This window comes from Superficieibacter sp. 1612_C1 (assembly GCF_015234305.1).
Classification (GTDB): Bacteria; Pseudomonadota; Gammaproteobacteria; order Enterobacterales; family Enterobacteriaceae; genus Superficieibacter.
The window spans coordinates 466806-488884 of record NZ_JADGMI010000001.1 but is presented as its reverse complement, the minus strand read 5'-3'; the positions used below and the strand labels follow the sequence as shown (position 1 = coordinate 488884).

Sequence of the window (22079 nt, the reverse complement as noted above, 5' to 3'; positions counted from 1 at the left end):
CTCCGCATTAATAAGTACGAATCTTCGGCGGGAACGCCGGGCGCAGTTTCGGCTCCATATTGACGCTTCGGCGCGTCATGGATTCCGATTGCGGCAGATACAGGCTATGACACAGCCAGTTTGCATCATCACGATCCGGATAGTCGAAGCGGCTATGTGCGCCACGGCTTTCGGTGCGGAAATTAGCGGAAACAGCCGTCGCATACGCCGTTTCCATCAGGTTATCCAGCTCCAGGCACTCAACGCGCTGGGTGTTGAACTCGCTGGAGGTATCGTCCAGACGGGCGTTTTTCAGCCGCTCGCGGATCTGCTTAAGCTGCTCCAGCCCTTTCGCCATCGCATCCCCTTCGCGGAATACCGAGAAGTTATGCTGCATACATTCCTGCAAGGCTTTACGGATGACCACCGGATCTTCACCGTCGCGGTTGTTGTTCCAGCGGTTAAGACGTTCCAGCGATTTTTCAATATCCTCTTCGCTGGCATCGCGCAGCTCGCCCTGCTCGGCGATGGACTCCAGCAGATGCAGCCCTGCGGCGCGGCCAAATACCACCAGATCCAGCAGCGAGTTACCGCCGAGACGGTTAGCACCGTGGACCGAGACGCAGGCGATTTCGCCGACCGCGAACAGCCCCGGGATCACCACGTCTTCACCCTGCTCGTTCACGGTCAGCGCCTGACCGGTGACTTTGGTCGGAATACCGCCCATCATATAGTGGCAGGTCGGGATCACCGGAATCGGTTCTTTGACCGGGTCAACGTGCGCAAAGGTGCGCGACAGTTCAAGAATACCCGGCAGGCGAGATTCGAGAACCTCTTTGCCAAGGTGATCCAGTTTCAGTTTAGCATGCGGCCCCCACGGACCTTCGCAGCCGCGGCCTTCACGGATTTCGATCATGATAGAACGCGCTACCACATCGCGCCCCGCCAGATCTTTCGCATTCGGTGCATAACGCTCCATAAAGCGCTCGCCGTGTTTGTTCAGCAGATAGCCACCTTCACCACGGCAGCCTTCGGTCACCAGTACGCCCGCGCCAGCGATGCCGGTCGGGTGGAACTGCCACATTTCCATATCCTGCACCGGGACGCCTGCACGCAGGGCCATGCCTACGCCGTCGCCGGTATTGATGTGCGCATTGGTGGTGGATTGATAAATACGGCCCGCGCCGCCGGTCGCCAGTACGGTGGCCTTCGCTTTGAAGTACACCACTTCGCCGGTTTCGATACACAGTGCGGTACAGCCGACTACGGCACCGTCTTCATTTTTTACCAAATCCAGCGCGTACCACTCGGAGAAAATGGTGGTTTTGTTTTTCAGGTTCTGCTGATAGAGCGTGTGCAGCAGCGCATGGCCGGTACGGTCCGCCGCCGCCGCGGTACGAGCTGCCTGCTCGCCGCCGAAGTTCTTTGACTGGCCGCCGAACGGACGCTGATAAATCTTACCGTCGTCCAGACGTGAGAAAGGCAGGCCCATGTGCTCCAGTTCCAGAATCGCTTCCGGCCCGGTTTTACACATATATTCAATCGCGTCCTGGTCACCGATATAGTCCGACCCTTTGACGGTGTCGTACATATGCCATTCCCAGTTATCTTCATGGGTATTGCCCAGCGCCACGGTGATCCCGCCCTGCGCCGATACGGTGTGCGATCGGGTTGGAAAAACTTTAGAGAGCAGCGCACAGGTCTGGCCGCTCTGGGAAATTTGCAGCGCCGCGCGCATACCCGCGCCACCGGCACCAATAACTACAGCATCAAATTCTCTGACTGGCAGTTTCATTACACACCCCACACCACAACGAATCCATAAATAACGTAAGCCACCAGCGCAATAACAATAAGCAGTTGCAGCGTCAGACGCAGCGCCAGTGATTTAACGTAGTCGGTCAACACCTGCCACATGCCAATCCAGGCATGGATCAAGACTGAAAACAGAGCCAGCAGGGTGAACACTTTGGTGAAAGCGGAAGCAAAGAAACCAGACCAGACTTCCCAGGTAACGTCGCTGGTGAGGGCAAAGAAACCGACCATGTAAATAATGTACAAAGTCAGAATGATGGCCGTAGCGCGAACCAGAATGAAGTCATGTACGCCATTGCGTCCTAATGCTGAGGCGTTGCTTACCATACGAGGACTCCTGCGAGAATTGAAAGCACGACAGTAATAACAAAAGCAAGCCAGGCGGTACGCTGCCCTGCGGCAAAGGTTTCTTCCAGATAACCGACATCCATCAGCATGTGACGGATCCCACCGACAGCGTGATACGCCAGCGCGGTAAGAATGCCCCACATAATGAATTTAGCGAAAAAGCTATCCATGATGGACGATGCGGTGAGAAAGCCTTCAGGCGAGGAGAGACTGGTGCCCAACAGCCACAACAGCAACCCAACCGCCACGAACGTGATCACGCCGGACGCGCGGTGGAGAATGGACGCTATAGCCGTTACAGGAAACTGGATCGTTGTCAGATCCAGGTTAACAGGTCTTTGTTTTTTGACATTTTTTATCATGAATAACGCCCACATGCTGTTCTTATTGTTCCCTTCCTCCGGTCTGCGTGCGGGTCAGACAGCGTCCTTTCTATAACCTCACGTCATGGATAAAAACGGGTGATACCAGTTCAAATGACGCGGGCTTACGCTGGGTGGCTCGGGAGTGCAGGATATTCCGGAGACCTGGCGGCAGTATAGGATGTTCACAAAATCATTACAATTAACCTACATATAGTTTGTCGGGTTTTATGCCGAACAGTGATCCGCATCACGATAACAACATTATTTTAAAATTTAATCATCTGATTTGACAAATATTAAACATTATTGTTACAAACGTAAGCCGAAAAGTCATATAATGCGTAAAAGTTATGGGGTCACTCTTTCACCTGCGAATAAGTTATGTAACAGTGAGATGATATTGACCGCAGTAATCAGTACAGGTATTAGTGATATACAGGTTTGAATTATTCGGATTGCAACACCCTGATTTGCCGTTGTTTCAGTGTAGTTTTGACGCGTACCTGCCAGCGCCCATCGCTCTGTACCCTGGTTTTTCCTCTATAAGCAGAGCCGTAAGCCACATAACAAACTGGTCACGTTAAACTTCAGGCTGAAGGTAAATCCGGCTGGCGGCAGTCTTAAGCATAAGGCGCTAAGGAGACCGTAAATGGCTGATAAAAAAGCAAACCTCACTCTAAACGGTGATACTGCTGTTGAACTGGACGTGCTAAAAGGCACGCTGGGTCAGGATGTAATCGATATCCGTAGTCTTGGATCAAAAGGCGTATTCACCTTCGATCCTGGTTTCACCTCTACCGCATCCTGCGAATCCAAAATCACCTTTATCGACGGTGACGAAGGCATCCTGCTGCATCGCGGCTTCCCGATTGACCAACTGGCCACCGGGTCCAACTATCTGGAAGTGTGTTACATCCTGCTGTACGGCGAGAAACCGACTCAGGAGCAGTATGAAGAATTCCAGACTATCGTCACCCGCCATACCATGATCCACGAGCAGATCACCCGTCTGTTCCACGGTTTCCGTCGCGACTCTCACCCGATGGCGGTGCTGTGCGGCGTGACCGGCGCACTGGCGGCGTTCTATCATGATTCACTGGATGTTAACAATTCACGCCATCGTGAAATCGCCGCGTTCCGCCTGCTGTCCAAAATGCCGACCGTCGCCGCGATGTGTTACAAATATTCTATCGGCCAGCCGTTTGTCTATCCGCGTAACGACCTCTCCTACGCCGGTAACTTCCTGAATATGATGTTCTCCACGCCGTGCGAACCTTACGAGGTGAATCCGGTACTGGAACGCGCGATGGACCGTATCCTGATCCTGCATGCGGATCACGAGCAGAACGCCTCAACCTCTACCGTGCGTACCGCAGGCTCCAGCGGCGCGAATCCGTTTGCCTGTATCGCGGCGGGCATCGCCTCGCTGTGGGGACCGGCGCACGGCGGTGCCAACGAAGCGGCGCTGAAAATGCTCGAAGAGATCAGCTCGGTTAAACACATTCCGGAATTCCTGCGCCGCGCCAAAGATAAGAACGATTCGTTCCGTCTGATGGGCTTCGGCCACCGCGTGTACAAGAATTACGATCCGCGCGCCACCGTGATGCGTGAAACCTGTCATGAAGTGCTCAAAGAGCTGGGCACCAAAGACGACCTGCTGGAAGTGGCGATGGAGCTGGAGAATATCGCGCTCAACGATCCGTACTTCATCGAGCGTAAACTCTATCCGAACGTTGACTTCTACTCTGGCATCATCCTGAAAGCGATGGGCATTCCATCATCCATGTTTACCGTTATCTTTGCGATGGCGCGTACCGTGGGCTGGATCGCCCACTGGAACGAGATGCACGACGACGGCATTAAGATCGCTCGTCCGCGTCAGTTGTATACCGGCTACGATCAGCGCGATTTTAAATCCGACGTGGAAAAACGCTAGTCGACATGCCCTCTCCTTCTGGAGAGGGCTTTTTAATGCTGGCAGCCAGGGCACCAGTAAAAAGGCCGCGACGACAGCGTGGTCTTCTCAATAATCCCTCCGCAGCGTTCGCATTTTTTCCCCGCCCGATGGAAGACCTTAAAGCTGAACAGCGCACCGTGGTGGCGTTTTTCGTCGACCTTGCCCCGGGTGGTATAAGAAAGCCGCGGAACCGCCAGCAGCGCGTCGGCCAGGGCATCCAGTTGCGTCTGTGTCAGGTCGGCCGCTTTGTGGCTGGGCGCAAGCCCCGTATGCCAGAGGATCTCCACGCGCAGATAGTTGCCCAACCCGGCCAGAAACGCCTGATCGAGCAGCAGTCCGGAGAACTGGCGACGGCGAAAACGCGTCGACAGCAAGCGCTCTTTTACCCTTTCAGCGGTTAGCGTCATATCCAGCACATCCGGCCCGACGCGCAGTAAAAAAGGATGCTGCGCCAGCTGGTCTGCCGTCAGCATTTCGATATCCGACGCGCTGTAGAGCAAAATCGCTTTATCCTGCGTTTGTAATCTGACCCGCAGGATGCGGGTGGATTGCGGATGTTCATCTGCGTTAACGACGCGCCAGACGCCGTACAGCTGATTGTGGCTATAGAGCGTCAGGCCATTAGAAAAGTGGGTAAGCAATGCTTTGCCGCGCGTTTCAATGGCGTCTACCCGTTCGCCTGTCAGATCGGCGGCGAAACGCTGTAGGTGGGGGAAGGCAAACCAGGCTTCGGTCAGGGGTTTACCTTTGATCGCCTTTTCCAGATTGTCGGCAGCACGGCGAATTTCCGGTCCTTCTGGCATGATTTCTCCTGAACGTATAGTGGCTCTGAGAGGTAAAGCGATTCTCCGGCCATCGGGGGTTAAATGCCCGGTGGCGCTGCGCTTACCGGGCCTACGAACGGCTACGAATGGCGGCGTTACCACCGCGGTTTGTACTCTGAATCCAGGCCGGATAAGGCACAGCCGTCATCCGGCAGGTAGCCAGAATGCGGCTGGCATTTCTCGCAATAGCCCAGACGCGGCGTGCATGATGCATAGACCGGACACCCTATCCGCGCAAAACGTTATTCCGCGCTAACCCTGATCCCCTGCGCTGCAAATGCGGCCCGCAAACGGCGGGCAAACGCCAGCGCCTGTTCACCGTCGCCGTGGAGACATACCGTTTGCGCCTCAACCGGCACCCATACCCCCTCCATGCTCATTACCCGACCCTGCTGGATCATCGCCAGCGTCTGCGTCAGCGCCTGTTCTTCATCCTCAATCAGCGCGCCCGCCTGAGTGCGGGGGACAAGGCTGCCGTCGCGCTGATATCGTCGATCGGCAAATACTTCCTGCCGGGTCGCCAGACCATAACGCTGCCCGGCATGGATCAGCTCGCTTCCCGCCAGACCCACCAGAATAAGCTGCGGATCGCAGGCATGAACGGCCCGGGCAACGGCATCCGCCATCTGCGGATCGCGTGCGGCCTGATTATAGAGCATACCGTGCGGTTTAACGTGACGCATGACCCCGCCCTCGGCACGGGCAATGGCGGCCAGCGCACCAATCTGGTACAGGGTCTGGGCGAAAATCGTCTCCGGCGGCAGTTGCATCGCGGTGCGGCCAAAATTTTCCCGGTCGGCAAATCCTGGATGCGCCCCGATGGCCACGCCATTTTTACGTGCTTCCCGCACGCAAAACTGCATGGTCAGCGCATCGCCCGCATGAAAGCCGCAGGCAATGTTGGCTGAGGAGATCAGAGAAAAGAGCGCGGCATCGCTGGCGCAGCCCTCTCCCACATCGGCGTTAAGATCGATAGATCCTCCTGCACCAGAAAGGCTTTTACCAGAAGCTCCCGGCATTTCACTGATCATCATTCAACCGCCATTCAAGCTGTTCGATATAGCGATGCTGATCGCTGCGCGCTTTAAGCGCCTCTTCCAGCGTGCAGGGAACGAAATGAATCGGCTGCCCGAGCGGAATTTGCGCCAGATGGTACATGTCCGCCTCGATCACACAGGCAATCCGTGGATAGCCGCCCGTGGTCTGCGCGTCGTTCATCAATACGATCGGTTGCCCGTTATGCGGCACCTGAACGACGCCCGGCAGCAGACCGTGGGAAAGCAACTCGCGATCGGTAGTACGTCTGAGGATCTGCCCCTGTAGCCGATACCCCATGCGATCGCTTTGCGGACTCAGACGCCACGGCAAGCGCCAGAACGCGGCCTGCGACGCCGCATCAAACTCATTATATTCTGGCCCCGGCAGCGCCCGCAGTCGGTTGCTCCATAAAAGCTGTTTGATACCGTGCGGCCCGCTGAAATCACGCGTCGGAACATGGACGGCAAGACAGTCGCCATCCTGTAATAACCGGCCGTCAAGGCCCCCAATGCCCAGTTTAAGATCGGTACTGCGCGATCCCATCACCTGCGGCACATCGATGCCACCGGCAATCGCCAGATAGCTACGCACGCCGTGACGGGGCGTCTTCAGCGTCAGACGCTGCCCTGCGCGGGCATGCTGCCGCCAGCCGGTCCACACCTGAGCGCCATCAAGGGTGGCATCACAGCCCGCGCCGGTCAGCGCAAACCAGCCATCCTGTGAAAACTCAACGGAAAACTGGCCGAGGACAATTTCCAGTGCTGCCGCATCTTTATCGTTACCGACCAGTAAATTAGCTGTACGCAACGCCGGAAGATCCAGCGCGCCGCACTGACTGATGCCGGACTGACGCTGCCCTACCCGACCGCCGTCCTGCACCGTCGTCATCATACCGGCGCGAATTATATTCAGCATACGCCCTCCGTCTGTGGAATAAAGCGCACGCTGTCGCCGGGACGCAGCAATACGGGTTCGCTTTTGGCAGGATCGAACAGCGCCAGCGGCGTCGTCCCAATAAGCTGCCAGCCTCCCGGCGTGGGGAGCGGATAAATCCCGGTCTGCGCGCCGCCAATGCCGACCGAGCCCGCGGGAACCAGCAGACGAGGCTCAGCCCGACGCGGCGTAATAAGCTGCTCCGGCAGGCCGCCAAGATAGGGAAAGCCCGGCTGGAAGCCCAAAAACCAGACCACATAATCCACCGAGGCGTGAAGTTCCACCACCTGCCGCGGCGTTAATCCGCTGTGGCGGGCGACCTCCTCCAGATCGGGCCCTTGCGCGCCGCCGTAGACCACCGGAATTTCAATGGCGCGGGAGTCCGGCTCCAGCGCCTCACTCTCCTCCCACCAGCGCTGCAAACGCTCAAGCGCATCCAGCGCCAGCGACTGTGGATCGCGCAGCACAACGGTAATATTGTTCATTCCGGGAATGGCTTCCACCACGTTCGGCATTTCGGCGACTCGTTGTGTTAAACGCCAAATCCGCTTCTGGCTCGCCAGGGTGACGGGAGGTTCCAGCTCCAGCACCACGGCGGTTTCTCCTGACAGGTAACAACGCGCTCGCTGCACTTTTTTTCCTCTTTTTTACGCTGGGTTCGGGATATCGATAAAGGTGACATCCAGATCGGTATTTTCAGTCAGCCATTCGCTCAGGGCGCGAATACCGCCGCGTTCGGTTGCGTGATGCCCGGCCGCGTAAAAATGCAGCCCCTGCTCACGCGCGGAATGGATGGTTTGTTCGGAGACCTCGCCGGTAATAAAAGCATCCACACCGAAGCGCGCCGCGTTATCAATAAATCCCTGACCGCCGCCGGTACACCATGCCACGCGTTGCACCAGGTCCGGTCCGGTATCGCCGCACCACAGCGGTTTACGCCCCAGACGAGCTTCAATCCACGAGGCCAGTTCCAGCCCCGGCACCGGCATAGAGAGTTCACCCCACGGCAGCAGCGGTTCGATTTCGCCCTTCACCGTGATCCCCAGCAGCGCGGCAAGCTGAACGTTGTTGCCCAGTTCCGGATGCGCATCCAGCGGCAGGTGCCAGCCATAGAGGTTGATATCGTTTTGCAGCAGCGTTTTCAGGCGGTTGCGCTTCATACCGCGAATGACCGGCGACTCGTTCTTCCAGAAATAACCATGATGCACAATCACCGCGTCAGCCTGCTGGCGCACGGCTTCATCAAGCAGCGCCTGGCTGGCGGTGACGCCCGTGACGATCTTCTGCACCGTCTCTTTGCCTTCAACCTGGAGGCCATTCGGACCATAGTCGCTGAAGGTGATACTGTTCAGTTTCTCGTTGATCAGCTGTTCCAGTTCGGTGTTTTTCATCATTGTTTGACTTACCCCTTGTGCCATTTACAGAACTACCATAGCGTCCCCACGCGTCCTCGTCGACAGCCAATTATTCGCCTTAATGATACCTCGCATAATCTTGCGGATCATCGTGCATAAAGACTCAAATTGCTTACCGTTATCCGCCACGCTTCATGTATATTTATGCAACCAAACAGCATATTGCATAGATTATTAGATCTACATCACTGTAAGCAGTTACGCCTCGGGCTTCTGCCCTGCGTAGGATTTAGACCGGGAATATCATGAACAAAAAAGCTTCACAGCCACGCGCCATTTACTATGTGGTCGCACTGCAAATTTGGGAATACTTCAGTTTTTACGGCATGCGCGCGCTGCTGATCCTGTATCTCACCAACCAGCTCAAGTACGACGACAATCACGCTTACGAACTGTTTAGCGCTTACTGCTCTCTGGTCTACGTCACGCCGATCCTCGGCGGTTATCTGGCCGATAAAATTCTGGGCAACCGGATGGCGGTGATGATTGGCGCGTGTCTGATGGCTATCGGGCATCTGGTGCTCGGTGCCAGCGAAGTTGCGCCAACGTTCCTCTATCTTTCGCTGGCGATTATCGTCTGCGGCTACGGGTTGTTTAAGTCGAATATTAGCTGCCTGTTGGGTGAACTGTATGAACCGCAGGATCCGCGTCGCGACGGCGGGTTTTCTCTGCTGTACGCGGCGGGCAACGTCGGCTCCATTGTTGCCCCTATCGCCTGTGGTTACGTGCAGGAAGAGTACAGCTGGGCAATGGGATTCGCGCTGGCGGCCATCGGTATGCTGGCCGGGTTGATTATCTTCCTGTGCGGCAATCGCCATTTTGCCCATACCGCCGGGGTGAACCATGCGGCGCTGCGCGCCAGAACCTTCGTTCTGCCTAACTGGAGCTGGCTGCTGGTGCTGCTAGTCGTCGCCCCGCTCGGGATCACCGTTTTGTTCTGGAAAGCGTGGTCAGTCTATGCGCTGATCGCCGCGACCCTGATAGGCTTTGCCGTTCTGGTGAAAATTTATCGTCAGGCGCAAACGCAGAAGCAGCGTAAAGAGCTGGGACTCATTGTCACTCTGACGCTGTTTAGCCTGTTGTTCTGGGCCTTTGCTCAGCAGGGCGGCAGTTCGATTAGCCTCTATATCGACCGTTTTGTCGACCGTGGCATTTTCGGTTATGACGTCCCGACCGCCATGTTCCAGTCGGTGAATGCCTTTGCCGTCATGCTGTGCGGCGTGGTGCTGGCGTGGCTGGTGAAAGAGAGCGTCAGCGGCAATCGCACCGTGCGAATTTGGGGTAAATTTGCGCTGGGCCTCGGCCTGATGAGCGCCGGGTTCTGCATTCTGACCCTCAGCGCCCGCTGGTCGGCCACCTACGGTCACTCCTCCATGCCGTTAATGGTCCTCGGTCTGGCGGTGATGGGCTTCGCCGAGTTGTTCATTGACCCGGTGGCGATGTCGCAAATCACCCGCATTGAAATCCCTGGCGTCACTGGCGTGCTGACCGGCATCTATATGCTGCTCTCCGGCGCGATTGCCAACTATCTGGCAGGCGTCATCGCTGACCGGACCTCGCAGGGCGCGTTCGATGCCTCCGGGGCGATTAACTATTCCATTAATGCGTATATTGATGTGTTTAGTGAAATCACCTGGGGCGCGCTGGCCTGCGTGGGATGTGTATTGCTCATCTGGCTGTACCAGGCCATAAAGGTACGGAATCAGCGGATGGCGGTGGCCGAAAGCTGATTATCCTGTTGCCCGGCAGCGATATTGCCGGGCAATTTGTTATGCCCCTTTGCGCGCGGCTTCATAAGCCGCCAGGGTGGTTTTTCTCGCCTGCTTATGATCCACTACCGGACGCGGATAATCGAGCGTCACGCCGTTCTTCTCTGCCCATTCCCACGGCGAATGTATCGCCCTCCCCGGCACCGCTTTCAGCTCTGGTAGCCACTGGCGGATAAACTCGCCGTCACGGTCGAATTTCTCGCCCTGGGTGGTCGGGTTGAAGATGCGGAAATAGGGCGCGGCATCTGTGCCGGTCGAGGCAGCCCACTGCCAGCCGCCGTTGTTGGCCGCCAGATCGCCGTCAATCAGCCGCGACATAAAATAACGCTCGCCGACCCGCCAGTCGATTAGCAGATCTTTTACCAGAAAACTGGCCGTAATCATCCGTAACCGGTTGTGCATCCAGCCGATAGCATTCATTTGCCGCATGGCCGCATCGACGATGGGATAACCGGTCTTGCCATGTTTCCACGCCGCAAACTGCGCGTCATCCTGCTGCCACTGCACATTATCCGTCCAGGCAATGAAAGGCCGATAGCGGCACAGTGACGGATTGTACGTCATCAGATGACGATAGAATTCCCGCCAGATCAGCTCGTTCAGCCAGACGGCCCCCGCCCCGCCGGACAGCGCGTCCGGCTGTTCCGCCAGCAGGCGGTTCAGGCACTGGCGCGGGGAAAGGACGCCGAGGGTCAGACAGGCCGACAGGAGGCTGGTGCCGTCAATCGCCGGGTAGTCACGTCGCTGCTCATACTCCCCCGCTCCGTGGCGACAAAATTCGCGCAGACGGGCAATAGCGGCGGTTTCCTCCGCAGCAAAAAGCTGCTCGTCAAACGGCTCCTGCGGATAGCGAATGTTAATCGTCGCAAGTGTGCCCGTCAGCGGCCCGCTCTCGCGAACTGACGGCGCGGCAACGCATTCCGGCAGTCCGTCCATCAGGCGACGTAAATACGCATTTTTGAACGGGGTAAATACTTTATACATTTGATGATTGCCGGTCATCACGCTGCCCGGTGCCAGCATGACGCTGTCATCAAAGCCCTGGCACACCACGTCATTGAGCGTTTTTTCCAGTTGCGCATCACGCTGCCGTTCATTCAGCTCATATTGGTAATTATAAAAAAGATCGCTGACCTGCTCCTGCTCGCAAACCTGCTTTACCGCCTCAATGCTGGCGGCAAAATCGGCGACCTGTTTAAAAATTAATGGAATGCCCTTCTCCGCCAGCGCCTGTTGTAGAGCGTTAAGCTGCGAGACCAGCAGCGCCGCCTGACGCGGCGACATATGATGCGCTTGCCACTGTTCAGGAGTAGCGATAAACAGCGCCAGTACCCTGGCGTGTCGGTCCCGACACGCCGCTGCCAGCGCCAGATTGTCATGAAGACGTAAGTCGGCCCGAAACCAGACCAGATGGGTGGTCATAAATTAATGTCCGTAACGTAAGCGTAATTCTTCGGGCCAGGGATCAAAATAACGTTGTCCCGCCAGATAAGCATCCGGGTATTCTGCCATGTAATGTTTAATCAGCGTGACCGGAGCCAGCAACGGTTGCAGCCCCTGACGATAGCGGTCGATCAGCGCCGCCAGCTCCTGACGCTGGCGTGAATTGAGTTGTTTACGGAAATAACCCTGCACGTGCATCAACACATTCGTATGGTTGCGACGCGAGGTGGGGATGGACATGAGATCCATCAGCCGCTGACGATACTCAGCAAAATAGTCCTCAAGCGATGCCCACTCGTTGATCGCCGCCACGAACCGTCCCAGCTCGCGATATTTTGGCTGTGAATGGGCCAACAACAAAAGCTTGTAGCGACTGTGATAAGCGATCAGCTCACCGCGCGTCAGCCCGGCTTCGCGAAGGGTATTAAGTTCATGCAGAGCATAAATGCGCTCGACGAAGTTCTCGCGGATCAGCGGATCGTGCAATCGCCCGTCTTCCTCAACCGGCAGCCACGGAAACGTCTCCATCAGTACACGAGTATAAATGCCGCGTCCCGCTTTGCGATTGTTTTTGCCATCGGCATCGTAGACGCGCACGCGCTCCATACCGCAACTGGGCGATTTCGCGCAGACAATATAGCCGCATAAATGTTCGAAATGGCGGATACGCTGACGGGCAAAGGCTTCCATGTCCGCCGTTAAGTCACCTTCGCGTTTATCACTAAAGCGCAGGCCGATGTCGCCTTCGCTGTTTTTGACCAGCCGTAGCGCGGGACGCGGCACCGGCAGACCAATGCCCATCTCCGGGCAAACGGGTTCAAAACGGACCCACGAGGCTAAGTCATCGACGGCAAAGGTCAGCCGTTTATGTCCGCCATCAAAACGGACCTGTTCCCCTACCACACAGGCGCTGACGCCCACAGGAATTTTGTCACTCATAACGGCTCCTGATTATTCTCAGGAGTAAGTGTAGTCAGCATCAGACAAAAAAATGGCCCGTCTGGTTAAGACGGGCCATAAGAGGATGGAAAAATTATTATTGCTGTGTGTCGTCTTGCTTAGTAAAAATCACAGGCTGCTTTTTCGGCCTGATCCATCCATACCGGTTTTTCGCTGGTTTTCGACCAGATACGATGCAGATAGCTGTAGAAGCGTGCGCGATCTTTCCAGAACAGCATCACCGGTAAGGCAATGATTCCCGCCAGCAGGGCGAAAATACGACGAAATAACACGGTGCTCGCTGAGTAATCTTTATACATATTCATAGAGTTCTCCCCCTTAAGTTGGTCGGTAACGTTAACCGGAAATCGTTCTCTGATTAAAATAGTAACTTTTTTTGTGTAATTTTACTACTCATCCGACCACTATTTTTGGGTTATTTAAGCATCATTTACATTCACAGCGTAATTAAGTTACATAAAGGTTAAAATAATACTAATCATTAGTTAAATAATGGGTATTGTCATTTTTAGCAGACTGGTGACAAACGTTATACCGGGGAAGGATGCCCGGTGGCGCTGCGCTTACCGGGCCTACGATAACCACGTAACTTATCGATAATGCCGGATTTGAATGATGCCCGGTGGCACTGCGCTTACCGGGCCTACGATATCCACATAACTTATTGATAATGTCGGATTTGAATGATGCCCGGTGGCGCTGCGCTTACCGGGCCTACGAAATCCACTTAACTTACTGAGAATGTGTAATTTGTAGGCTGGGTAAGGCGAAGCCGCCACCCGGCAAAACGGCGCACATCCCGCAAACGGGGGTACCCGCGACCGCATTTTTATACTTTTTTTACATCCCCAGCGTGGATTTTTGCAAAATCTTTGCACGCCAACGCCTACCTTCAGCGCATATCGCTAATCGTTGTGGAGGTGAAGTGTGGGTACAGGCGTAATAGCTGGCGTGGTGCTGGTGATCCTGTTATTGGCGTGGCTGGTGTATGCCCTGCTTAACGCGGAGGCATTCTGATGGCCGTGCAAGGATTTTTACTGATCGCCAGCTTTCTGCTGGTGCTGTTTATTCTCGCCCGTCCGACAGGGGCGCTACTCGCGGGGATGATTGCTGGCAATACCTTCCCCGGCGTTAGCCGTGTGGAAAACGCATTGTGGAAACTGCTGGGCATTTCCGGTGAGGAGATGAACTGGCGGCACTACCTGCTGGCGATCCTGCTCTTTAACCTGCTGGGTCTGCTGGTCCTGTTTTTTATACTCCTCTTTCAGGATGGGCTGCCGCTGAATCCGCAGCACCTGCCCGGCCTCTCCTGGCATCTGGCGCTGAATACCGCGGTGAGTTTTGTCACCAATACCAACTGGCAATCCTACGGTGGCGAAAGCACCATGAGCTATTTCAGTCAGATGGTCGGGCTGACGGTGCAAAACTTCCTTTCTGCTGCCAGCGGGATAGCGGTGATCTTTGCCCTGGCGCGCGCCTTTGCTCGCCGGAGCAGGGAAACGCTGGGCAATGCGTGGGTGGATCTCACCCGGATCACGCTGTGGATCCTGCTACCGCTGTCGCTGCTGTTGGCGCTGTTTTTCATTCAACAGGGCGCGATCCAGAATCTGTTGCCGTACCAGTCCATTACTTCGCTCGAAGGCGTTCAGCAATGGCTGCCGATGGGGCCCGCCGCCTCGCAGGAAGCGATCAAGATGCTCGGCACCAACGGCGGTGGCTTTTTCAACGCTAACTCCTCGCACCCGTTTGAAAACCCGACGGCTCTGACCAATTTCGTACAGATGCTGGCAATTTTCCTTATTCCCGCCGCGCTCTGTTTTGCGTTTGGCGAGGCGGTGGGCGATCGCCGTCAGGGTCATACGCTGCTGTGGGCCATGACGCTGATTTTTATCGTCAGTGCTGCGGTAGTGATGTGGGCCGAAACCCAGGGCAATCCGCATTTGATGCCGCTGGGCGCTGACAGCAGCCTGAATATGGAGGGCAAAGAGAGCCGCTTCGGTATTCTGGCCAGCAGCCTGTTCGCGGTCGTCACTACCGCGGCGTCGTGCGGGGCGGTCAACGCCATGCACGACTCCTTTACCGCGCTCGGCGGCATGGTCCCGCTGTGGCTAATGCAAATCGGTGAGGTGGTTTTTGGCGGCGTCGGCTCGGGGCTATACGGCATGTTGCTGTTCGTGTTGCTGGCGGTATTTATCGCCGGGCTGATGACCGGACGCACGCCGGAATATCTGGGTAAAAAAATCGATGTCCGCGAGATGAAAATGACCGCGCTGGCGATCCTCGTCACCCCGGCGCTGGTGTTAGGTGGCACAGCGCTGGCGATGATGACCGAAGCCGGGCGTAGCGGGATGTTAAATCCCGGCGCGCACGGTTTTAGCGAGGTGCTGTATGCCGTCTCATCCGCCGCCAACAATAACGGCAGCGCCTTTGCCGGATTGAGCGCCAATACACCCTTCTGGAACGGGCTGCTGGCATTTTGCATGCTGGTGGGTCGCTTCGGGGTGATTATTCCGCTAATGGCAATCGCCGGTTCGCTGGTAGCGAAAAAAATCCAGCCGGCCAGCGCCGGAACGCTGACCACCACCGGGCCGCTGTTTGTCGGCCTGCTGATGGGCACGATATTGCTGGTCGGTGCCCTGACCTTTATTCCCGCGCTGGTCTCCGGACCGGTGGCAGAATTTCTTTCGTTACGTTGAGCCGGTGGAACACATGATGAATCGCAAAAAACAGGCGTTATTCGAACCTGCGCTGATGCGGCAAGCCGCCGTTGAGTCGCTAAAAAAATTAAGCCCGCATGTTCAGCTTCGCAACCCGGTCATGTTTATCGTCTGGGTGGGTAGCGTACTCACCTCCGGACTCGCTATCGCCATGCTGATGGGCCTGTCGTCGGGCGACTGGCGCTTTACCGCCGCCATTAGCCTGTGGCTGTGGTTTACGGTGCTGTTCGCCAACGTAGCAGAAGCGATGGCCGAAGGACGCAGTAAAGCGCAGGCCAGCAGCCTGAAAGGGGTGCAGAAAACGGCATTTGCCTGGAAACTTCACGGCTCAACGCATGATGCCGACGGTGAACGCGTTCCGGCCGCCAGTCTGCGTAAAGGCGATATCGTGCGGGTCGACGCCGGTGACATCATCCCCTGCGATGGCGAAGTGATTGAAGGCGGTGCCTCGGTGGATGAAAGCGCGATCACCGGCGAATCCGCACCGGTGATCCGCGAATCCGGCGGTGATTTTGCCTCGGTTACTGGCGGAACGCGTATTCTCTCCGACTGGCTGGTGATCGAATGCAGCGTCAATCCGGGCGAAACCTTTCTGGATCGGATGATTGCGATGGTGGAAGGTGCGCAGCGGCGTAAAACCCCCAACGAGATTGCGCTGACCATTTTACTGATCGCCCTGACCATCGTGTTCCTGCTGGCGACTGCGACACTGTGGCCTTTCTCGGCATATGCAGGCGAACCGGTGAGCGTGACCGCGCTGATTGCCCTGCTGGTGTGTCTGATCCCGACCACCATCGGCGGTCTGCTTTCGGCCATCGGCATTGCCGGGATGAGCCGGATGCTGGGCGCTAATGTCATCGCCACCAGCGGACGCGCGGTAGAAGCGGCGGGCGACGTGGATGTCCTGCTGCTGGATAAAACCGGCACCATTACGCTCGGTAACCGGCAGGCGTCGGCGTTTATTCCTGCGCTGGGCGTGGAGGAGAAAACGCTGGCTGACGCGGCCCAGCTCAGCTCGCTGGCCGATGAAACCCCGGAAGGCCGCAGTATCGTGGTGCTGGCAAAACAGCGCTTCAATCTGCGCGAGCGTGACATCCAGTCTCTGCACGCCACGTTTATTCCGTTTACGGCCCAAACCAGAATGAGCGGGATTAACGTTGATAACCGTGCGATCCGCAAAGGTTCCGTAGAGGCTATTCGCCGCCATGTGGAAAGCAATGGCGGACAGTTTCCGGCAGACGTTGAGCGCAACGTTGAAGAGGTCGCCCGTCAGGGTTCTACACCGCTGGTAGTGGCGGAAGGTGCGCGGGTACTGGGCGTCATCGCGTTGAAAGACATCGTTAAAGGCGGCATTAAAGCGCGTTTCGCCCGCCTGCGGGAGATGGGGATCAAGACGGTGATGATCACCGGTGACAACAGCCTGACCGCCGCCGCTATTGCAGCCGAAGCCGGGGTGGATGATTTCCTCGCGGAAGCCACGCCGGAGGCGAAGCTGGCCTTGATCCGCCAGTATCAGGCAGAGGGTCGTCTGGTTGCCATGACCGGGGACGGCACCAACGACGCCCCGGCGCTGGCCCAGGCTGATGTGGCGGTGGCGATGAACTCCGGCACCCAGGCGGCAAAAGAAGCGGGCAATATGGTGGATCTGGACTCCAACCCCACCAAACTGATTGAAGTGGTGCATATCGGTAAACAGATGCTGATGACCCGTGGTTCGCTGACTACCTTCAGCCTGGCAAACGATGTGGCGAAGTATTTTGCCATTATCCCGGCGGCGTTCGTTGCCACCTGGCCGCAGGTTGGCGTGCTGAATATTATGCACCTGCACTCCCCCACCTCCGCCATCCTCAGCGCGGTGATTTTTAACGCGCTGATTATTGTCTTTCTAATTCCGCTGGCGCTGCGTGGCGTCAGTTATAAGCCGCTGTCCGCCTCTGCCATGCTGCGGCGCAATTTATGGATCTACGGTCTGGGTGGTCTGATTGTGCCTTTTGTTGGCATTAAGCTTATCGATCTGTTGCTGACCCTGCTGGGTCTGGCGTGAGGTGAATATGACTCTGTTACGTCCTGCATTTTCGTTGATGATTTTTTTAACCGTGCTGACCGGCGGCGTGTATCCGCTACTGACCTCCACGCTGGGTCAATGGTGGTTTAGCGACCGCGCTAACGGCTCGCTTATTGAGGATGAAAATGGCGTGCGCGGCTCTTATCTGATCGGCCAGAATTTTACCCGGCCTGATTATTTTCACGGTCGCCCGTCGGCAACGGCGGAGAGGCCATATAACCCCGAAGCATCCGGCGGCAGCAACCTTGCGGTGAGCAATCCGGCGCAGGATAGCGTCATTGCTGAGCGAGTTAAAACGCTGCGAGCGGAAAACCCGGACGCGGCTGGCGCGGTGCCGACCGAACTGGTCACCGCCTCCGCCAGCGGTCTGGATAACAACCTCACGCCGCAGGCCGTCCTCTGGCAACTGCCGCGCGTGGCTAAAGCGCGTCATTTATCGGTTGAACAGATCGCGCCGCTGATTGACCACGCCACGCAAAAACCGCTGTTCAGCTTTCTCGGTCAACCTGTGGTAAATATTGTTGAGCTGAATATTGCCCTCGATGGGGTAAAGGATAATAAATGACCGACGAGCCGCAGCGTCCCGATCCCGATCGGCTGCTGGAACAAACTGCCACCGCGCACCGGGGCAAGCTGAAGATTTTTTTTGGTGCCTGCGCGGGGGTGGGGAAAACCTGGGCAATGCTGGCAGAGGCGCAGCGTCTGCGCGCTCAGGGGCGGGATATTGTGGCGGGCGTGGTGGAGACGCACGGGCGTAAAGAGACGGCAGCGATGCTTGACGGGCTGACGGTACTGGCTCCGCGCTCCCTCACCCATCGTGGGCGCAAGGTGCAGGAGTTTGATCTGGATGCGGCGCTGGCACGGCGTCCGGCCCTGATTCTGATGGATGAACTGGCGCACAGTAATGCGCCCGGCTCGCGTCATCCCCGGCGCTGGCAGGATGTTGAGGAACTGCTTGAGGCGGGCATCGATGTCTTTACCACCCTCAATGTGCAGCATCTGGAAAGTCTGAACGACGTGGTCAGCGGCGTCACCGGCATTCAGGTGCGGGAAACCGTACCCGATCCGGTGTTCGACGCCGCCGATGACGTCGTGCTGGTCGATCTGCCTCCCGACGATCTGCGCCAGCGTCTGCACGAGGGAAAAGTTTACCTTGCCGGGCAGGCTGAACGGGCGATTGAAAACTTCTTTCGTAAAGGCAACCTTTACGCCCTGCGCGAGCTGGCCCTGCGCCGCACCGCCGACCGTGTTGATGACCAGATGCGGGTCTGGCGGGAACATCAGGGGCAGGAAAAGGTGTGGCATACCCGCGATGCCATTTTGCTGTGTATCGGTCATCAGACCGGCAGCGAAAAGCTGGTGCGCACCGCCGCGCGTCTGGCGGCAAAACTCGGTAGCGTCTGGCATGCGGTGTATGTCGAAACGCCCCGTCTGCACCGTCTTGCACGTGCCCAGCGCCAGGCGATCCTCAACGCGCTGCGGCTGGCGCAGGAGCTGGGGGCGGAGACCGCGACCCTCGCCGATCCGTCGGAAGAGAAAGCGGTCCTGCGTTATGCCCGCGAGCACAATCTTGGCAAGATCGTGCTGGGGCGGCAAACCCGCCGTCGCTGGTGGCAGGGCGACTCTTTTGCCGGGCGACTGGCCTGCCACGCGCCGGATTTAGATTTAGTGATTGTCGCGCTGGATGACCCTCCCGCTACGCCGCCACGCGCCAGCGATACGCGTTCGTTGCTGGAACGCTGGCGCGTTCAGTTTGAGGGCTGCGTTGTCGCGCTCGTGCTGTGCGCCGGGATCACGCTGATGGCAATGCAGTGGCTCACGGCGTTCGATCCCACCAACCTGGTGATGATTTATCTGCTGGCGGTGGTGCTGGTCGCTCTGCGCTACGGACGCTGGCCGTCGGTACTGGCGACCGTGGTGAATGTGGTCAGCTTCGATCTGTTTTTCATCGCCCCGCACGGCACCCTCGCCGTCTCAGACGTGCAGTATATTCTGACCTTTATCGTGATGCTGATTGTCGGGCTGGTGATCGGTAATCTGACGGCGGGAATGCGCTACCAGGCGCGGGTGGCGCGCTATCGTGAGCAGCGTACCCGTCATCTGTATGAGATGTCGCGGCGGCTCGCGGTCAGTCGCAGCGCGGAGGATATTGCGACCATCGGCGAGCAGTTTATACAGTCCACCTTTCAGGCCCGCAGTCAGCTGTTACTTCCCGACGCTGAGGCCCGGCTGATGCCGCTGACGCCGCAGCCCGGCATTACGCCCTGGGACGAGGCGATTGCCCGCTGGAGCTACGATCGCGGCCAGCCCGCCGGAGCCGGCACCGATACCCTGCCCGGCGTACCGTACCAAATTCTGCCGCTGAAAAGCGCCAGCCGGACGCACGGGCTGGTGATCGTGGAGCCGGGTAGCCTGCGTCAGTTGATGATCCCGGAACAACAACGGCTGCTGGAAACTTTTACGCTACTGATTGCCAGCGCGCTGGAACGTCTGGCGCTGACCGCCAGTGAACAACAGGCGCGGCTGGCGAGCGAGCGTGAGAGCGTGCGTAATGCCCTGCTTGCGGCACTTTCGCATGATTTGCGCACGCCGCTGACGGTGCTGTTTGGTCAGGCGGAAATCCTGACCCTCGATCTGGCCAGTGAAGGTTCGAAGCACGCGCCGCAAGCCAGTGAAATTCGCCAGCACGTGCTGAACACCACGCGGCTGGTCAATAACCTGCTGGATATGGCGCGCATCCAGTCTGGCGGCTTTAATCTTAAGAAAGAGTGGCTGACGCTGGAGGAAGTGGTCGGCAGCGCACTTCAAAGCCTTGAGCCGGGCAGCCGTCCCATTGACCTGGCGCTTTGCGAGCCGTTGACACTTATCCATGTTGACGGTCCGCTGTTTGAGCGGGTGCTGATTAATTTACTGGAAAACGCCCTCAAATATGCCGGACGACGGGCGCAAATCGGTCTTAACGCCTGGCTGGAGGATGCACAACTGGTACTGGAGGTGTGGGATAGTGGGCCTGGCATTCCTGCCGGGCAGGAAAAGCGTATTTTCGATAAGTTTGCCCGCGGCATGAAGGAGTCAGCCATTCCCGGCGTGGGATTAGGACTGGCAATTTGTCAGGCCATCGTCAGCGTTCACGGCGGTACGCTTACCGCCAGTAACCGTCCACAGGGCGGAGCCTGTTTTCGTGTTACCCTACCGCAGGACGCGGCACCCCGGCTTGAGGAATTTGATGAGCACTGTAATTAACGTTTTAATTATTGAAGATGAACAGGCGATTCGCCGTTTTCTGCGCACCGCGCTGGAAGCGGACGGGCTGCGCGTATATGAAGCCGATACCCTCCAGCGCGGCCTGCTCGAAGCCGCCAGCCGTAAACCGGACCTGACCATCCTCGACCTCGGGCTGCCGGACGGCGACGGCATCGATTTTATTCGTGAAGTCCGGCTGTGGAGCCAGATGCCGATTATCGTGCTCTCGGCACGCACTGAAGAGGCGGACAAAATCGACGCCCTTGATGCAGGTGCCGATGATTATCTCAGTAAGCCTTTTGGGATCGGGGAATTGCAGGCCCGCCTGCGGGTAGCGCTGCCTCGCCACGCCAGCGGGCAAAAAAATGAACCGCAGGTGGCATTTGGCGCAATGGTGGTCGACCTGGCCGCACGGCGAATTTTACGTGACGGTGAAGAGGTCCATCTGACGCCAATTGAATTCCGCCTGCTGGCGGTGTTGCTTAACAATGCCGGAAAAGTATTAACCCAGCGTCAGCTATTAAACCAGGTCTGGGGACCCAACGCCGTCGAACATAGTCACTATTTGCGCATTTATATGGGGCATTTACGCCAGAAAGTAGAGGTCGATCCGGCCCGCCCCCGCCATTTATTAACGGAAACCGGCATTGGCTATCGTTTTATGTTTTGAATAACTATTCATTTTCCCCTCTTATTTATCACCCTCTTTTTCCGGCAATTATTTTGGCTGGCGAAAAGATTTATTAAAATAAAAGTAATTACATATTATTCACAACCCATTTACACAAATAATATTTATCAGCCAATATGCATAAAACGTGGGTAATTATTTCTGGATAGATCGGATTTTGGTGATCCGCTTCACAGTTAAAGGCTTTTTTCTGGATAAAATGAGCATACCTTCAATTGACTCATGAATGGTGATTATTATGGAAAACAATAGCCGAATTATGCCACATATCAGGCGGACAACACATATTATGATGTTTGCCCACCGCAATAGTTTTGACTTTCATTTCTTCAACGCCCGATAGTCTTCTGACCTCGGGCGCTTCAGCATAGCAACTTTCCTGAAATCTCTGTAATACAGGACGTTACCTGTAGCAGACAGCGCTCGCCTTAGCTAAATCCTGCATTGCCAGCCCCCGGACTGGCAGGGTTTATGTCATCTTAAAAAAAGCATATTACTGATATTTCATCAGCGGGTA

Annotated in this window: 20 protein-coding genes; 9 read left to right on the top strand and 11 right to left on the bottom strand. The window is 56.7% G+C overall.

Going from position 1 to position 22079, the window contains the following annotated elements; translation table 11 throughout:
- Nucleotides 1–7 precede the first annotated feature (7 nt).
- The 3 genes from sdhA to sdhC are packed head-to-tail and all read right to left on the bottom strand — an operon-like array spanning nucleotide 8 to nucleotide 2519.
- Nucleotides 8–1774 (bottom strand): succinate dehydrogenase flavoprotein subunit, encoded by a 1767-nt coding sequence (gene sdhA, locus INT84_RS02380; RefSeq protein WP_176920469.1) that lies wholly within the window; start codon nucleotides 1772–1774, stop codon nucleotides 8–10.
- A complete protein-coding gene (gene sdhD / locus INT84_RS02375) occupies nucleotides 1774–2121 on the bottom strand; it encodes a succinate dehydrogenase membrane anchor subunit (RefSeq protein ID WP_194205478.1) in 348 nt (115 codons plus the stop codon). The genes sdhA and sdhD overlap by 1 nt, the downstream gene beginning before the upstream one ends.
- On the bottom strand, nucleotides 2115–2519 hold the full coding sequence (gene sdhC / locus INT84_RS02370) for a succinate dehydrogenase cytochrome b556 subunit (protein WP_176920467.1): 405 nt from the start codon (nucleotides 2517–2519) through the stop codon (nucleotides 2115–2117). Before sdhC ends, sdhD begins: the two co-directional genes overlap by 7 nt.
- Nucleotides 2520–3156: 637 nt before the next feature.
- Here sdhC and INT84_RS02365 point away from each other — a divergent pair.
- Nucleotides 3157–4443 carry a citrate synthase gene (locus INT84_RS02365; RefSeq protein ID WP_194205477.1) on the top strand — a complete coding sequence of 429 codons (1287 nt, stop codon included), beginning with the start codon at nucleotides 3157–3159 and terminating at the stop codon, nucleotides 4441–4443.
- A gap of 32 nt (nucleotides 4444–4475) precedes the next feature.
- On the opposite strand, the gene nei is transcribed toward INT84_RS02365, so the two are convergent.
- The 5 genes from nei to INT84_RS02340 all read right to left on the bottom strand — a co-directional run bounded on the left by nei (nucleotide 4476) and on the right by INT84_RS02340 (nucleotide 8650).
- On the bottom strand, nucleotides 4476–5267 hold the full coding sequence (nei, locus tag INT84_RS02360) for an endonuclease VIII (RefSeq protein WP_194205476.1): 792 nt from the start codon (nucleotides 5265–5267) through the stop codon (nucleotides 4476–4478).
- Between the two features lie 263 nt (nucleotides 5268–5530).
- Entirely contained in the window at nucleotides 5531–6307 is a 777-nt protein-coding gene (gene pxpA, locus INT84_RS02355; protein WP_194206096.1) for a 5-oxoprolinase subunit PxpA, read from the bottom strand.
- Between the two features lies 1 nt (nucleotide 6308).
- Nucleotides 6309–7241 (bottom strand): 5-oxoprolinase subunit PxpC, encoded by a 933-nt coding sequence (gene pxpC / locus INT84_RS02350; protein ID WP_194205475.1) that lies wholly within the window; start codon nucleotides 7239–7241, stop codon nucleotides 6309–6311.
- Nucleotides 7235–7891: a 5-oxoprolinase subunit PxpB gene (gene pxpB / locus INT84_RS02345; RefSeq protein WP_194205474.1), complete on the bottom strand. Its 657-nt coding sequence runs from the start codon at nucleotides 7889–7891 to the stop codon at nucleotides 7235–7237. The genes pxpC and pxpB overlap by 7 nt, the downstream gene beginning before the upstream one ends.
- A 15-nt stretch (nucleotides 7892–7906) precedes the next feature.
- Nucleotides 7907–8650, bottom strand: a complete 744-nt coding sequence (locus INT84_RS02340) for a type 2 GTP cyclohydrolase I (protein ID WP_194206095.1) — start codon at nucleotides 8648–8650, stop codon at nucleotides 7907–7909.
- A 269-nt stretch (nucleotides 8651–8919) separates the two neighbouring features.
- On the opposite strand from INT84_RS02340, the gene dtpD reads away from it, so the two are divergent.
- Nucleotides 8920–10404, top strand: a complete 1485-nt coding sequence (gene dtpD, locus INT84_RS02335) for a dipeptide permease DtpD (RefSeq protein WP_194205473.1) — start codon at nucleotides 8920–8922, stop codon at nucleotides 10402–10404.
- Nucleotides 10405–10443: 39 nt separating this feature from the next.
- Here the strand turns inward: dtpD and phrB are convergent, their stop codons facing one another.
- From phrB to INT84_RS02320, 3 genes are all read right to left on the bottom strand, one after another.
- Entirely contained in the window at nucleotides 10444–11865 is a 1422-nt protein-coding gene (gene phrB / locus INT84_RS02330) for a deoxyribodipyrimidine photo-lyase (protein ID WP_194205472.1), read from the bottom strand.
- Nucleotides 11866–11868: 3 nt separating this feature from the next.
- Nucleotides 11869–12825 (bottom strand): DUF523 and DUF1722 domain-containing protein, encoded by a 957-nt coding sequence (locus INT84_RS02325; protein ID WP_194205471.1) that lies wholly within the window; start codon nucleotides 12823–12825, stop codon nucleotides 11869–11871.
- A 119-nt stretch (nucleotides 12826–12944) separates the two neighbouring features.
- A complete protein-coding gene (locus INT84_RS02320) occupies nucleotides 12945–13151 on the bottom strand; it encodes a YbfA family protein (protein ID WP_176916937.1) in 207 nt (68 codons plus the stop codon).
- 622 nt (nucleotides 13152–13773) lie between these two features.
- Between INT84_RS02320 and kdpF the strand changes: the two genes are divergently transcribed.
- From kdpF to speFL, 7 genes are all read left to right on the top strand, one after another.
- Nucleotides 13774–13863, top strand: a complete 90-nt coding sequence (kdpF, locus tag INT84_RS02315; RefSeq protein WP_194205470.1) for a K(+)-transporting ATPase subunit F — start codon at nucleotides 13774–13776, stop codon at nucleotides 13861–13863.
- The gene (kdpA, locus tag INT84_RS02310; protein WP_194205469.1) at nucleotides 13863–15542 is read left to right on the top strand and encodes a potassium-transporting ATPase subunit KdpA; all 1680 of its coding nucleotides are present in this window, start codon (nucleotides 13863–13865) and stop codon (nucleotides 15540–15542) included. The genes kdpF and kdpA overlap by 1 nt, the downstream gene beginning before the upstream one ends.
- A 16-nt stretch (nucleotides 15543–15558) precedes the next feature.
- Nucleotides 15559–17607: a potassium-transporting ATPase subunit KdpB gene (gene kdpB / locus INT84_RS02305; RefSeq protein WP_194206094.1), complete on the top strand. Its 2049-nt coding sequence runs from the start codon at nucleotides 15559–15561 to the stop codon at nucleotides 17605–17607.
- Between the two features lie 7 nt (nucleotides 17608–17614).
- Complete coding sequence (kdpC, locus tag INT84_RS02300) at nucleotides 17615–18193, top strand: potassium-transporting ATPase subunit KdpC (protein WP_194205468.1); 579 nt, start codon at nucleotides 17615–17617, stop codon at nucleotides 18191–18193.
- The gene (gene kdpD, locus INT84_RS02295) at nucleotides 18190–20871 is read left to right on the top strand and encodes a two-component system sensor histidine kinase KdpD (protein ID WP_194205467.1); all 2682 of its coding nucleotides are present in this window, start codon (nucleotides 18190–18192) and stop codon (nucleotides 20869–20871) included. The genes kdpC and kdpD overlap by 4 nt, the downstream gene beginning before the upstream one ends.
- Nucleotides 20855–21541: a two-component system response regulator KdpE gene (gene kdpE, locus INT84_RS02290; protein ID WP_194205466.1), complete on the top strand. Its 687-nt coding sequence runs from the start codon at nucleotides 20855–20857 to the stop codon at nucleotides 21539–21541. The genes kdpD and kdpE overlap by 17 nt, the downstream gene beginning before the upstream one ends.
- 259 nt (nucleotides 21542–21800) lie before the next feature.
- Complete coding sequence (gene speFL / locus INT84_RS02285) at nucleotides 21801–21905, top strand: leader peptide SpeFL (protein ID WP_148872342.1); 105 nt, start codon at nucleotides 21801–21803, stop codon at nucleotides 21903–21905.
- The last annotated feature ends 174 nt before the right edge of the window (nucleotides 21906–22079 follow it).